15 protein-coding genes are annotated in these 13764 nt (G+C 63.9%); 12 read left to right on the top strand and 3 right to left on the bottom strand.

The genetic code is table 11. From position 1 onward, the window contains the following. Nucleotides 1-2 precede the first annotated feature (2 nt). Nucleotides 3-608: a phenylacetic acid degradation protein PaaY gene (locus tag LNV06_RS04305; RefSeq protein WP_263536988.1), complete on the bottom strand. Its 606-nt coding sequence runs from the start codon at nucleotides 606-608 to the stop codon at nucleotides 3-5. 204 nt (nucleotides 609-812) lie between these two features. On the opposite strand from LNV06_RS04305, the gene LNV06_RS04300 reads away from it, so the two are divergent. From LNV06_RS04300 to LNV06_RS04255, 10 genes are all read left to right on the top strand, one after another. Then, a complete protein-coding gene (locus LNV06_RS04300; protein WP_263536987.1) occupies nucleotides 813-1619 on the top strand; it encodes an enoyl-CoA hydratase-related protein in 807 nt (268 codons plus the stop codon). Nucleotides 1620-1633: 14 nt separating this feature from the next. After that, on the top strand, nucleotides 1634-2077 hold the full coding sequence (gene paaI / locus LNV06_RS04295) for a hydroxyphenylacetyl-CoA thioesterase PaaI (protein WP_263536986.1): 444 nt from the start codon (nucleotides 1634-1636) through the stop codon (nucleotides 2075-2077). A gap of 78 nt (nucleotides 2078-2155) precedes the next feature. Next, complete coding sequence (paaA, locus tag LNV06_RS04290; RefSeq protein WP_263536985.1) at nucleotides 2156-3160, top strand: 1,2-phenylacetyl-CoA epoxidase subunit PaaA; 1005 nt, start codon at nucleotides 2156-2158, stop codon at nucleotides 3158-3160. After that, complete coding sequence (gene paaB / locus LNV06_RS04285; RefSeq protein WP_171825856.1) at nucleotides 3157-3450, top strand: 1,2-phenylacetyl-CoA epoxidase subunit PaaB; 294 nt, start codon at nucleotides 3157-3159, stop codon at nucleotides 3448-3450. Before paaA ends, paaB begins: the two co-directional genes overlap by 4 nt. A gap of 13 nt (nucleotides 3451-3463) precedes the next feature. Continuing rightward, a complete protein-coding gene (gene paaC / locus LNV06_RS04280; RefSeq protein ID WP_263536984.1) occupies nucleotides 3464-4240 on the top strand; it encodes a 1,2-phenylacetyl-CoA epoxidase subunit PaaC in 777 nt (258 codons plus the stop codon). Beyond that, a complete protein-coding gene (gene paaD, locus LNV06_RS04275; RefSeq protein WP_263536983.1) occupies nucleotides 4240-4767 on the top strand; it encodes a 1,2-phenylacetyl-CoA epoxidase subunit PaaD in 528 nt (175 codons plus the stop codon). Before paaC ends, paaD begins: the two co-directional genes overlap by 1 nt. Before the next feature lie 23 nt (nucleotides 4768-4790). Further along, entirely contained in the window at nucleotides 4791-5870 is a 1080-nt protein-coding gene (gene paaE, locus LNV06_RS04270) for a 1,2-phenylacetyl-CoA epoxidase subunit PaaE (protein WP_263536982.1), read from the top strand. 21 nt (nucleotides 5871-5891) lie between these two features. Continuing rightward, on the top strand, nucleotides 5892-6518 hold the full coding sequence (locus tag LNV06_RS04265; protein ID WP_263536981.1) for a TetR/AcrR family transcriptional regulator: 627 nt from the start codon (nucleotides 5892-5894) through the stop codon (nucleotides 6516-6518). A 39-nt stretch (nucleotides 6519-6557) separates the two neighbouring features. Continuing rightward, a complete protein-coding gene (gene paaZ, locus LNV06_RS04260) occupies nucleotides 6558-8612 on the top strand; it encodes a phenylacetic acid degradation bifunctional protein PaaZ (protein ID WP_263536980.1) in 2055 nt (684 codons plus the stop codon). 46 nt (nucleotides 8613-8658) lie between these two features. After that, nucleotides 8659-9183, top strand: coding sequence for a hypothetical protein (locus LNV06_RS04255; protein ID WP_263536979.1), 525 nt, complete (start codon nucleotides 8659-8661; stop codon nucleotides 9181-9183). A gap of 15 nt (nucleotides 9184-9198) precedes the next feature. On the opposite strand, the gene LNV06_RS22630 is transcribed toward LNV06_RS04255, so the two are convergent. Next, nucleotides 9199-10050 (bottom strand): C40 family peptidase, encoded by an 852-nt coding sequence (locus LNV06_RS22630; protein ID WP_411970051.1) that lies wholly within the window; start codon nucleotides 10048-10050, stop codon nucleotides 9199-9201. A gap of 323 nt (nucleotides 10051-10373) precedes the next feature. Between LNV06_RS22630 and LNV06_RS04245 the strand changes: the two genes are divergently transcribed. Both LNV06_RS04245 and LNV06_RS04240 read left to right on the top strand, forming a co-directional pair. Beyond that, on the top strand, nucleotides 10374-12284 hold the full coding sequence (locus LNV06_RS04245) for a propionate--CoA ligase (RefSeq protein WP_263536978.1): 1911 nt from the start codon (nucleotides 10374-10376) through the stop codon (nucleotides 12282-12284). Nucleotides 12285-12418: 134 nt separating this feature from the next. After that, complete coding sequence (locus LNV06_RS04240) at nucleotides 12419-12853, top strand: YidB family protein (RefSeq protein WP_263536977.1); 435 nt, start codon at nucleotides 12419-12421, stop codon at nucleotides 12851-12853. Between the two features lie 44 nt (nucleotides 12854-12897). Here the strand turns inward: LNV06_RS04240 and LNV06_RS04235 are convergent, their stop codons facing one another. Next, a complete protein-coding gene (locus tag LNV06_RS04235) occupies nucleotides 12898-13734 on the bottom strand; it encodes an HAD family hydrolase (RefSeq protein WP_263536976.1) in 837 nt (278 codons plus the stop codon). Between the last annotated feature and the right edge of the window lie 30 nt (nucleotides 13735-13764).

Genomic DNA, 13764 nt, shown 5'->3' with positions numbered 1-13764 from the left:
GCTCAATCCCCGCGCTGGCTGGCGATCTTTGTTTTTGGGCCTTGCACTTGCAACTTCGGTCGGTCGGCTTCGACCTCGGACAAGGCCTGAACCTCCACCATGGAGGCCTGGCAGCGCAGGGTCAGGTCTTGATAGGTGCGGGTGCCTTCCAGTTTCCATGCGATTTCTTGTTCGCTGAGCGGGCGCATCACCTTGGCGGGCAGGCCAGCAATCAATGACTTTTCCGGCAGCTTCAGCCCGGCGCGCACAAAGGCGCAGGCGGCCACGATGCTGTAGGCGCCGACCTCGGCTTCGTCCATCACCACCGCATTCATGCCGACCAGAGCGTCGTGGCGAACCACGCAACCGTGCAGCACCGCACCATGGCCGATATGGCCGTTCGCCTCGACGACGGTCTCTGAATCTGGAAAGCCATGGATCACACAGCTGTCCTGCACATTGACGCCCTCGTGCAGCACGATGCGGCCAAAGTCACCGCGCAAGCTGGCCAGCGGCCCGATATAGCAGCCCGCAGCAATGATCACATCGCCGATCAAGACCGCGGTGGGGTGTACATAGGCGCTGGGGTGGACGACGGGAATGACGCCGTCAATGGCATAGCAGGGCATGGGGCGGGCAACTTTCTGGCTTTGGGCCTCGGAGGTGGGCAAGTTGACTTTGCCTTGCAGGCAGACCTAGTCTTTTAGGTAGTCCTGTTTGCGGGTTTGCCCTAGGTCTCGCCAACTTGCGCCAGATCAAGTCGCACCTTACGATCTACCGACCGGTCGGTCAAGAGTGTTTGGCCTGTCAAACCCGGTTCAGCGAGGCCTGCCATGCAAGAAGACTCCCAGCTATTGATTCAACAAGACGGTGCGGTGCGCACCCTGACGCTGAACCGCCCGGCCGCTTTGAATGCCTTTACCGCCGGCTTGCTGAGCCAAATGCGCGCTGCCTTGAATGAGGCGGCTGAAGACACGACGGTGCGCTGTCTGGTGGTGACCGGGGCCGGGCGAGCTTTTTGCGCCGGCCAAGACTTATCGGACCCCTTGGTCAACCCGCAGCTTCAGCCGGGCGAGGCACCCAAAGATATTGGTCATTTGCTGGACGGCTACTACATCCCGCTGGCTCTGCGTTTGCGCAGCATGCCGGTGCCGGTGATCGCCGCCGTCAACGGCGTGGCGGCAGGTGCCGGGGCCAATTTCGCGCTCGGTTGCGACCTGGTGCTGGCCGGGCAGTCGGCGTCTTTCATTCAAGCGTTTTCCAAGATCGGGCTGATTCCCGACTGCGGCGGCACCTGGTTGCTGCCGCGCTTGGTGGGCCGCGCCCGCGCTTTGCAACTGGCCTTGTTGGGCGAGAAGCTCCCGGCCGCCGAGGCGCAAGCCATGGGCTTGATCTACCGCTGCGTGGCCGATGAGGAACTCGCCGTGACTGCGCAAGCCCTCGCGCAGCGCATCAGCCAGATGCCGGTGCAGGCGATGGCGCAAACGCGACGCGCTTTCGACCAAGCCGGCTTGATGGACTTTGAGCAAGCGCTCAAGCAAGAGGCCGTGCTGCAAAGCCAGCTGGGTTTTGCGAACGACTATCAGGAGGGCGCAGCCGCCTTTTTGCAAAAGCGCGCGCCCAAGTTCAGCGATCGTTGAGACCAACGAAGACCATGACTTCACAAGAAATTGCCGAGGCCGTGCTGGCCGGCATGTGGGCGAATGACCGCGCCAGCAAGGCGCTGGGCATGGATGTCTTGCACATTGGACCGGGCTCGGCCACGCTGGCGATGACGGTGCGCGAAGACATGCTCAATGGCTTCGAGATCTGCCACGGCGGCCTCATCACGAGCTTGGCTGATTCCTGCTTCGCTTTCGCCTGCAACTCTTATAACGAGCTGACCGTGGCCTCGGGTTTCTCGATCGACATCGTGGCGCCGTCGCGCCTGGGAGACCGCTTGAAGGCGGTGGCCAAAGAGGTCTCGCTCGCCGGCCGCACCGGGGTCTATGACATCACCATCACCAATCAGGCGGATGAGTTGATCGCCGTGTTTCGGGGCCGCTCTTATCGCATCAAGGGCAAGCCGGTGGTGGCCTTGCACGGCCCTGATGAATGAGTCGAGGTCGTCACCCGTCCGATTTGCAAACGCAGCGGCATGAGCAGCCGCCTGCAATGAGCTGAGGAGTTTTTCAAGATGTACACCCAAGCCATGAGTGTGGGCCCGCAAGATGCGGCCGCCCAGGTCAAGAGCGCCGAGGATGCAGCCCGCGAGGCGGCCTTCGAAGCCCGCATCGACGCGGGCGATTTCATCGAAGCCAAGGACTGGATGCCCGAGCACTACCGCAAGACCTTGGTGCGCCAGATCAGCCAGCATGCGCATTCCGAGATCGTCGGCATGCTGCCCGAAGGCAACTGGATCAGCCGTGCGCCCACCTTGAAGCGCAAGGCGATTCTGCTGGCCAAGGTGCAGGACGAAGGCGGCCATGGCCTCTACCTCTACTCGGCCGCCGAGACTCTGGGCACCAGCCGAGATCAAATGCTGGACGCCCTGCACAGTGGCAAGGCCAAGTACAGCTCCATCTTCAACTACCCGACGCTGACCTGGGCCGATGTCGGCGTGATCGGCTGGCTGGTCGATGGCGCGGCCATCATGAACCAGGTGCCGCTGTGCCGCTGCTCCTATGCGCCCTATGCGCGAGCCATGATTCGCGTTTGCCGCGAGGAGAGCTTCCACCAACGTCAGGGTTATGAGTCCCTGCTGGTGATGATGCAAGAAGGCACGGCCGAGCAAAAGGCCATGGTGCAGGACGCGGTGAGCCGCTGGTGGTGGCCGTCTCTGATGATGTTCGGCCCGGCCGACAAGGATTCACCCAACTCCGAGCAATCGATGCGCTGGGGCATCAAGCGCATCAGCAACGACCAGCTGCGCCAGAAGTTTGTCGATGCCACCGTGCCGCAGGCTCAGATTCTGGGCATCACGCTTCCGGACCCCGATCTCAAATGGAATGAAGAACGCGGCGAGCATGACTTCGGCGCCATCGACTGGGCCGAGTTCTGGCGCGTGGTCGGCGGCGACGGCCCCTGCAACCGCGAACGCCTGGCCACCCGCGTCAAGGCCTGGGACGAAGGCGCCTGGGTGCGCGAAGCTGCACTCGCCCACGCCCGCAAACACATGAACAAGAAGGAGCAAGCCGCATGAGTTCGATCAACAAAGAATGGCCCCTGTGGGAAGTGTTCGTGCGCAGCAAGGCGGGCCTGGATCACAAGCACTGCGGCAGTCTGCACGCCCCTGACGCCAAGATGGCGGTGCAGATGGCCCGCGAGGTCTACACCCGGCGCCAGGAAGGCTGCAGCATCTGGGTGGTGCTGTCCAACCAGATCGTCGCCTCGGACCCGGGCGAGAAGGGCATGTACTTCGATCCGGCCGAAGACAAGGTGTACCGCCACCCGACCTTCTATCAACTGCCCGATGCCATCAACCACATGTAAAGAAGCCGCTGGTATGACGCAAGCATCGATTCAAGTGGGCAGCAGCCCGCAAGTGCAGTACCTGCTGCGCATCGCCGACAGCTGCCTGATCCTGGGCCAGCGTCTGGGCGAGTGGTGCGGCCACGGCCCCATCCTCGAGGAAGACCTGGCCCTGGCCAATATGGCCCTGGACCTGATCGGCCAGGCGCGCGCGCTGCTGACCCATGCCGCGCATCTGGACGGGCAGGGCCATGACGAAGACCAACTCGCCTTCTTGCGCGAGGAGCGCCAGTACCTGAACCCGGTGCTGATGGAGCTGCCGCGCGGCGATTTCGCCTTCACCCAGGTGCGCAACTTCGCCGTCGCCACTTGGCTGCAGCTGCTCTGGGGCCGCCTGGCGTCCAGCAGCGATGCCGAGGTGGCAGCGATTGCCGCCAAGGCCGTCAAGGAGTCGCGTTACCACCAGCAGCATGCCGCCGACTGGGTGGTGCGCCTCGGTGATGGCACGGATGAATCCGCCGCCCGCATGCGCGAAGCCCTGGCACAGCTCTGGCCCTTGTTCAATGAGCTCTTTGACGCCGACGCGGTCGATGCCGCCGCTGTGGCCCAGGGCCTGGGCCCGGCCTGGTCGGAGCTGCGCGCCGACTGGCAGGCGCAGATGGACGAGGTCTTGGCCGATGCCACCCTGGCTCATCCCAAGCCAAGCGCCTACGTCTCCGCCGGCCGCCGTGGCGTGCACAGCGAGCATATGGGCCATCTGCTGGCGGAGATGCAGTACCTGCAGCGCGCCTACCCCGGGGGCAAGTGGTAATGAGTCTGCCCTCCAGCAGCGCCTGCGGTAGGCTGGAAGCCGCCTGGGAGCTGCTGCGCCAGATTCCCGACCCCGAGGTGCCGGTGATCTCGCTCTGCGAGCTCGGCATCGTGCGCGATCTGCGCGTGCGCGAGGACGGGGTCGAGGGCCTGGAGGTGGTGCTGACGCCCACCTACAGCGGCTGCCCGGCTACCGAGCTGATCCAGGACGATGTGCGCACGGCCCTGTCCGCCTTCGGCGCGGTCCAGGTCACCTTGCAGCGCGCACCGGCCTGGACCACCGACTGGATCACCGCCGAGGGCCGCGAGAAGCTGCGCGTCTACGGCATTGCGCCGCCGGGGCCGGCGGCGGCGGGGGCCGAGCAGCCGATCCGCTTGGTGCACCGCGCCTCGCTGAGCCAGTTGGCCTGTCCGCGTTGCGGCAGCCTGCAGACCGAAAAACTGTCTGCTTTTGGCTCCACCGCCTGCAAGGCCCTGTATCGCTGCTTGAGCTGCCGCGAGCCGTTTGAGCATTTCAAACCCATCTGAGTACAAAAAGACGGATCCCTGCGATGAGTCTCCACTTTCACTCTTTGACCGTACGTTCGGTGACTCCCGACACCGACGACGCCGTGATCCTCAGCTTCGAGGTGCCAGCCAGCCTGCAAGCCGATTTCCAATTCGTGCCCGGGCAATACCTGACCCTGCGCCATGAGGTGGAGGGCCAGGACCTGCGCCGCTCCTATTCCATCTGCGCCGGCGCCGATGATGGCGAGCTGCGCGTGGGCGTGCGCCGGGTGGAAGGCGGCGCCTTCTCGACCTGGGTGCATGGCGAGCTCAAGGCCGGCGCGGTGATCGAGAGCTATCCGCCCCAGGGCCGCTTCGGGGCCCAGGCCCTGGCCGGGCGTGGCGAGCACCATGTCGGTATCGCGGCCGGTTCAGGCATCACGCCCATCCTGTCCATCATGAAGACGGTGCTGGCGCGTGACCCCGAGGCCCGCTTCACGTTGATTTACGGCAACCGGGCCCAGGCCTCCACCATGTTCAGGGAGGAGATCGAGGACCTGAAGAACCGCTATATGACGCGGCTGTCTTTGCACCCGGTGTTCTCGCGCGAACAGGTCGATGCGCCGCTGCAAGCGGGGCGCATCGATGCGGGCAAGTTGGCGGTGTTCCTGGCCACGGTCTTGCCGCCGTCCAGCATTGACCAAGCCTATATCTGCGGGCCTTTCGAGATGAATGAGGCGGCCGAGGCCACCTTGCGCGCCTCGGGCGTGGCCGAGGCGCGCATCCATATCGAGCGCTTCGGCACGCCCGAGATGCAAGCCGGCCAGCCCGCGCCCCACCAAAGCCTGGCCGGCGATGCCGACAGCGCCCGCGTGACGGTGATTCGCGACGGCATCAGCCGCGAGATCGAATTCGCCAAGAGCGATGCCAGCCTGCTGGATGCTGCGGCGCGTGCCGGCATGGATGTGCCCTTCTCCTGCAAGAGCGGGGTCTGCTCGACCTGCCGCTGCAAGCTGCTGGAAGGCGAGGTGCGCATGGACAAGAACTTCGCGCTCGACAAGCATGAAGTGGCTGCGGGCTTCATCCTCAGCTGCCAGGCCCATGCGCTGACGCCGCGTGTGGTGATCTCTTTCGACGAACGTTAATCCAGCAAGGCCTGACCCCAGATGGCAAGAGGACGAGCCCCAGGCTTTGAAAATCAACGCGGTGAAATCTTGCGCGAGGCCGCGAGGCTGTTCGCCAACCTCGGCTATGCCGGCACCTCGATGAATGCAGTGGCCGAGGCCTGTGCGGTCAGCAAGCCCACGCTCTACCACTATGTGCGCGACAAGCATGAGCTCTTGATGCAAATCTGCGAGACCCATGTGCAGTGGCTGGAGAGCTTGGTGATGGAGGTGCAGGCCCAAGAGCAGGCACGGGGCGCGAGCCCGGAGCAGCTCTTGCGCGGCTTGATTGCTCGCTTTGTGCAGGCCTATGGCGAGGCGCAGAACGAGCATCGCGTGCTGACCGAGGACGTCAAGTTCCTGAATGATGAAGACCGTGCCCGGCTGCTGGAGATCGAGCGACGGGTGGTGTCGGCCTTTGCCGATGCGGTGGCTGCTGTTCGGCCCGAGCTGCAGGCCGCCAAGCTGCAAAAACCGCTGACCATGCTGCTGTTCGGCATGATCAACTGGACCTTCACCTGGCTCAAGCCGGATGGCGAACTCAGTTACGAATCGGTGGCGCCCATGGTGGCTGACCTGTTTTTTGGTGGACTAGGCGCGGTGTCTGCGCCCGCAGCGCTGGGGCGCTGAGCCACTCACCCCTAACCCTTGATTGACCCGGATTCCATCATGACTGCAACGCTCCCTCTGCTGCAAAGCCTGATCGCTGACCGCTGGTTTGGCGCCGAGCCCGGCCGTGCCTTGCACAGCGCCATCAACGGCCGCGCCGTGGCCCTGACCCATGCCGATGCGCCGGATTTTGGCGAGAGCCTGGCCTATGCGCGCGGCAAGGCCTTGCCCGCCTTGCTGGCTCTGGACTTCCAGCAGCGCGCCGCCCGCCTCAAGGCCCTGGCCAATTACCTGATGGAGCGCAAGGAGGGGCTGTATGCCATCTCAGCCCACACCGGCGGCACGCGCAGCGACAACTGGATCGACATCGAAGGCGGCATCGGCACCTTGTTCGCCTACGCCAGCATCGGCCGGCGCGAACTGCCGTCCAGCAATGTCTTCCATGAAGGCCCGGCCATCCCACTGAGCACGGAAGGGCAGTTCATTGGCTCTCACATCCTGGTGCCCAAACGTGGCGTGGCGGTGCACATCAATGCCTTCAACTTCCCCATGTGGGGCATGTTGGAGAAGTTCGCGCCCAGCTTCCTGGCGGGCATGCCTTGCATTGTCAAGCCGGCCACCGCCACCTCCTTCGTGGCCGAGGCCTGCGTGCGTTTGATCCATGAAAGCGGCCTGTTGCCAGCCGGCAGCTTGCAGCTGATCGTCGGTGGCTCGGGTGATTTGCTGGACCGCCTGGAAGAGACCGATGTGGTCACCTTCACCGGCTCGGCCGACACCGCCGCCATGCTGCGCGTCAACAAGAACCTGATTGCGCGCTCCATCCCCTTCAACGGCGAAGCGGACAGCCTGAACTGCGCCATCCTGGCACCCGATGTGGAAGTGGGCGACCCTGAGTTCGAACTCTTCGTCAAGGAAGTGGCTCGCGAGATGACGGCCAAGACGGGCCAGAAGTGCACGGCCATTCGCCGCGCCATCGTGCCCGCCCGCCACATCGATGCGGTGGCCGAGGCCCTGCGTGCGCGCCTGGGCAAGATCAAGGTCGGAGACCCGGCCGTGGACGGCGTGCGCATGGGCGCGCTGGCCTCCAAGGCCCAGCAGGCCGATGTGGCCGAGCGCGTGGCTTTGCTGAGCGCCGGCAATGAAGTCGTGTTCGGCGCCAAAGATGGCTTTGCGCCGGTGGGCGAGGGCGTGGGCGAGGGCGCCTTCTTCGCGCCCACTTTGTTGCTTTGCCGCGATGCCTTTGCCAATGAGCAGGTGCACAACTTGGAGGCCTTCGGACCGGTGTCCACCTTGATGCCTTACCAGGAGCTGGATGAGGCGTTGAGCCTGGCCGCCAAGGGGCGCGGCAGTCTGGTCGGCTCGGTGGTCACCAAGACACCGGCGATTGCCGCGCAGGCGGTCTATCACGCGGCGGCCTTCCACGGCCGCCTGCTGGTGCTGGACCGCGATGCCGCCAAGGAGTCCACCGGCCACGGCTCGCCCTTGCCGCAACTGAAGCATGGCGGCCCGGGCCGCGCTGGCGGTGGCGAGGAGTTGGGCGGCATCCGCTCGGTCAAGCACTATCTGCAGCGTTGCGCGGTGCAGGGCAGCCCGACCATGCTGAGCGCCATCACCGGCGAATACCAGCGCGGCGGCAAGGTGCAAGAGGATGCCGTCCATCCTTTTCGTAAGCATTTCGAAGAGATCCAGGTCGGCGATTCCCTGCTGACCCACCGCCGCACCGTCAGCGAGGCCGATATCGTTAATTTCGGTGGCGTCTCGGGTGACTATTTCTACATGCACTTCGACGAGGTGGCGGCCAAGGACACGCAGTTTGGTCAGCGTATTGCGCACGGCTATTTTGTGCTCTCGGCCGCGGCCGGCCTCTTCGTGTCGCCGGCCCCAGGCCCGGTGCTGGCCAACTACGGTCTGGACACCTTGCGCTTCGTGAACCCGGTGGCGATCGGCGACACCATCCAGGCCCGTCTGACCTGCAAGCGCCGCATCGACCGTGGCAACCGCCCGGACCAGCCGCCGCAGGGCGTGGTGGCCTGGGATGTGCAGGTGATGAACCAGCGTGGCGACTTGGTGGCCAGTTATGACATCTTGACCTTGGTGGCCAAGAAGGCGGCTTGAGCCTCTGCTGACAAGCTTTGGCCGGCCGCGTGATACCGTGCCGGCCATGAACACGCATTTGAAAGCCGCCGAGGGCGTGCTGTTGAACGAAGAAGAGAGCTGGGTGCAGAGCGATCTGCTGTGGCGCGATGAGCGCTGGACCGCCCAGGTGATCAAAAACGAAGACGACGAAGGCTGGGCTGTGGCCATGACCCTGGCTGGTGAAGCCGAGCCCGCGCTGGTCGGGCCCTGGACCATGGGCCGCGACAAGAAGAACCCCAAGCCTTTATCAGCGCCGGCCTTTCACACCTTGGTGAAGACCGCCTCCGAGGTGCTGCGCCGCCATGAGCAGCAACTGCATGCACAATTGCACAAGAGCTTGCGGGTGGACAGCGAACAGGGGCGGGTGCAGGTGATGCTGGACATCGTGCCCGATGAAGACAACCCTTATGCGCTGCTGAGCGCCAAAGACTTGAGCGGCGAGCTCTTGGCACAAGTGCGCGTGTCGGCCGGCTTCAAGCTGAGCGAACGCAGTGCGCAGGCTTGGGTAGATGGGGACTTCGCCAAACCAGCGGGAGCTGGCGGGGACTGAACGACGCCCAGCGCTTCAGCGCTGGGCTTTTGGTGAATCGACCGAGGCGTTCAGGTCAGCGCGCCGGGCACCGGTGAAGCGCTTGTCCCAGTAGGCTTCGCGCATGTCTTCGACCCGCACGGCGCCGCCGACGCGGGGTGAGTGGATGAACTTGCCTTCGCCCACATAGATGCCCACATGCGAGAAGGTGCGTTTCATGGTGTTGAAGAACACCAGATCGCCGGGCTTCAGCTCTTCGCGTTTCACTGTCAGCAGATTGGACATGCGGGCCTGCTCATCGGCCCGGTGCGGCAGCACCATGCCCACGCTCATCTCGAAGATGTGCCGGGTGAAGCCGCTGCAGTCAAAACCGCTTTCGACCGAATTGCCGCCGCGCGTGTAACGCACGCCGAGGAAGTTCATGGCCGAGACCACCAAGCCGGAGGCGGCGTCACGCACCTGTTCCATCATGCGGCTGGGTTCGCCCTGGGCTTGCGGCAAAAGGCCGCGCTCCTGCAAAAACTTGCTGACCGGATCAGTTGCCGCGCCCAGCGTGGGCAACTGCGGCTTGGTGCTAGCGGCTGCTGCGTTGGTGTTGCTGTTGGTGTTCGTTAGGCCGGTCTGCGCCGAGGCAAGCAAGCTGGCAGCGGCCTTCTCGGCGCTCTTGTCGCCACTCTTTTCCACCGCGTTGGTAGCAGTTGTGGCTGCGCGGTACTGCTGCTGACTTTGACCCCAAGCCCCGGTGACCATGCCCGCAGGCGGCGTGCTTGACGCCTGTTGCGCATGCGCTGTCGCGGCCAGCGCCAAGCCCGCCGCGCAAACCGTCAAGCGGCAGACAGACAGAACAGGGGATTTGGCAGAGAGGGAGCGGAAGCGGATGGCGCGCATGGTGTTCGGCGCGCAGCTTAGGCGGGGGGTGTTTCGAGTGTCAAGCAAATAGGCGGCTCAGCAAGGGTAAGTCCGCCTGAATCAAAGCTCAGGCGGCGGTCGCGGCTCAAGATGGGTGGGCAACCTAGGGTAACCCCTGATCTTAACGCAAGCGCTTTCCGAAAAGGCATCGGCCGCGGCCGACAAAAGCTGCGTTAGCGCAAGCAATGCACGATTTTGTCGCCATCTGTTGCGGCCTTGGCTCAAGCGGAGGGTGGGGTCAGGCTGTCGTCAGTCGCTGCTTTTGAAATGGTCTGCATCGCACAAAACGAATGGAGACTTGTATGCCCGCCCAAAGCTATGCCCAGTTTCATCAGCATTCGCTGGATCAGCCAGAGCAATTCTGGGCCGAGCAGGCGAAGCTGATCGAGTGGCGCAAGCCGGCCGAGCAGGTCTGCGACAGCAGCAACCCGCCGTTTGCGCGTTGGTTCGTCGGCGGCCAAACCAATCTTTGCCACAACGCGGTGGACCGGCATGCGCGCAGCCGGCCCGGCGACAAGGCGCTGGTCTGGGTGTCGACAGAAGTTGAGCAGGAGCGCGTCTACAACTTTGCTGAGTTGCAGTCCGAGGTGGAATGCATGGCCGCAATCCTGTTGGCCCAGGGTGTGAGCGCTGGCGACCGGGTCTTGATCTATATGCCGATGATTCCCGAGGCGGCCTTTGCCATGCTGGCCTGTGCCCGCATCGGCGCCATCCATTCGGTGGTGTTTGGCGGCTTTGCCAGCCACAGCCTCGCCAGCCGCATTGATGACGCCACGCCCAAGCTCATCATCAGCGCCGACGCCGGCAGCCGTTCGGGCAAGGTTGTGCCCTACAAACACTTGCTGGATGAGGCTATCACGCTGGCACAGCACAAGCCCCAAGCGGTGCTGTTGGTGGACCGCGGCCTGGCGGCGATGGAGAAGGTCGCCGGGCGCGATCTGGACTTTGCTGAACTGCGCAGTCAACACGCCGGCGCGCGCGTGCCCTGTGTCTGGCTGGACGCCACCCATCCCAGCTACACCCTCTACACCAGCGGCACGACCGGCAAGCCCAAGGGCGTGCAGCGCGACACCGGCGGCTATGCCGTAGCCTTGGCCGCCAGCATGCGGCACATCTTTGGCGGTCGCGCCGGCGAGACCTTTTTCTCGACCAGCGATATCGGCTGGGTGGTGGGGCACAGCTATATCATCTACGGCCCGCTCTTGGCAGGCATGGCCACGCTGATGTTTGAAGGCCTGCCGACGCGGCCCGATGCCGGCATCTGGTGGAGCTTGGTCGAGCGCTATCAGGTCAGCCTGATGTTCAGCGCGCCAACGGCGATCCGCGTCCTGAAGAAGCAGGATCCCGGCTATCTGAAGCGTTATGACCTGAGCTCGCTGCGCGGCCTTTTCTTGGCCGGTGAGCCCTTGGATGAATCCACCAGCGCCTGGATCGCCGACGGCCTGGGCGTGCCCATCATTGACAACTACTGGCAGACCGAGACGGGCTGGCCGATTCTGTCCCTGGCCAATAGCGTCGAGGGCGTGGCGCCGCAAGCCAGTCGCCTGGGTTCTCCCGGCCTGCCCATGTATGGCTACAAGGTGATGCTGCTGGATGAAAACACCGGCGAGGAATTGCTAGGACCCAATCAAAAAGGCGTGTTGGCGATTCAGGGACCGCTGCCGCCTGGTTGCTTGCAAACGGTGTGGGGCGATGACGCCCGCTTCGTCAACACCTACTGGTCCAGCATCCCCGGTCGGCAGGTTTACTCCACCTTTGACTGGGGTGTGCGTGACGCTGATGGCTATTACTTCATCCTCGGGCGCACCGATGATGTGATCAATGTGGCCGGCCATCGCCTGGGCACACGCGAGATCGAAGAGAGCATTGCCAGCCACCTGAATGTGGCCGAGGTGGCCGTGGTGGGCGTGGCCGACGCCTTGAAGGGGCAAGTGGCCATGGCTTTCGCGGTGCTCAAAGATGCCAGCTTGGCGGGCACGCCTGAGGGCGCCGCCAAGCAAGAGGCCGAGATCATGAAGCGGGTGGATGAGCAACTCGGCGCAGTGGCGCGCCCGGCGCGCGTGCGCTTTGTCAGCGTGCTGCCCAAAACGCGGTCGGGTAAGTTGTTGCGCCGCGCCATCCAGGCGGTCTGCGAGGCGCGAGATCCGGGTGACCTGACCACCATCGAAGACCCCAGTGCTTTGCAACAAATCAAGGCGCTTCTCTTGGCCTGATGGCGGCCTGAGCCCCGGCTGACGTTCAAATTACCCGTTAGAAAGAAACCCTTGAAATTGTTGTCTCCCTGACAATCCGAAGCGCGATGAAGTTCCTCATCGAGTCACGGTTCGAGACATCAGGGAGATTAAAAATGAGTTTGATGGATTCTTTGCTGGGTGTGGCCCAACAGGCTTTGGCGGGTCAGGGCGGTGCAGCAGGCGGCAGCGGCCCTGATTGGATCGGTATCGCTTCGAGCTTGCTGGCCAATGGCTCGGCCCATGGCGGCTTGGCAGGCCTGGTTGAAAAGCTGGCCGGTGCCGGCTTGGGCGAACAGGTCAAGTCCTGGGTTTCGACCGGCGCCAATCTGCCGGTGTCGGGCGAACAACTGAGCTCGGCCTTGGGTGGCGATCTGGTCAGCCAGTTGGCCGGCCAAGCCGGGGTTTCCCACGGTGAAGTGGGCAATGTGCTGAGCCAATTGCTGCCGCAAATCATCGACAAGCTGACTCCGCATGGCGAATTGCCTGCCGCAGGCGCTGGCAATCTGGGCGATCTTGGCGGCTTGCTGGGTAGCTTGCTGAAGGCCTAAGCGCCTCCAGCTTTTGGAAGGGAAGCGGGCCGGCGGCGAATGTCTTAGCGCCGCCAGTCCGTTTCAATAAAGCGCAGCACGCTGTCTTCGTGGTGGGGGCCTATCACCTGATGGGCTTCTTCCTTGACGGCGGCAATCGCGTTGCTGACGGCAATGCCGCGATGCGCGGCACGCAGCATCTTGATGTCGTTGACGTGGTCGCCAAAGACCACCACCTCGCGGTCTTGCAGGCCGTAGCGCTCGGCCAGCGTCTTGATGCCCTGGTCCTTGGTGGCGCGTCGGTCATGCACCGTCAGCCAGGGCCAGCCGGGCTTGTAGAGGTCTTCCGCCAGATGCGTTTCAACCGCGTCGCCACACAGCGCGTCGATTTCGGCCTGTAGCGCGGCCAAAGGCGCCTCTCGCTCCACCACCACAAAAGTTACCGCCGGATCATGCAGCTCGTCTTGCAATCGCGCGCTTTGGCGCAGCCGTGGATCGGCGTTGCGCAGGCGCTCGTCGACAAAGCTCTGCTGTGCCTCGTTGTGCACCGACTGGTAGAACAACTGATCGCCCTTGGGACCGTGGGTTGAGATGAAGGGCATCAGGCCATGGCCTTGGATGAGCGCGAGCACGGCACGCGCCAACTCGGGCTCCATGGCGTGCACCAACTCATGCTCACAGCTTGCCATCTCGCTGATGTAGGCGCCATTCGATGAAATCACCGGAAGGCGCAGCGGCAAGTCGCCGAGGATGTTGCGGATCGAGCTGACATGGCGGGCACTGGCCACGGTGAACAGCAGGCCTTCGTCGAGCAGGCGCACTAAGCCGGCGCGGGTGCTGGGGGCAAGGCGGCCTTGGGCGTCGAGCAAGGTGCCGTCGAGATCAGAAACGTAAAGCGTCATGAGGGCTGCAATTGTCGCAAACAAGAAAGA

Source organism: Paucibacter sp. Y2R2-4, from assembly GCF_025717535.1.
GTDB lineage: Bacteria > Pseudomonadota > Gammaproteobacteria > Burkholderiales > Burkholderiaceae_C > Paucibacter_A.
Note: the sequence above shows the minus strand (reverse complement) of the source record. Positions and strands in the feature narration are given on the sequence as shown.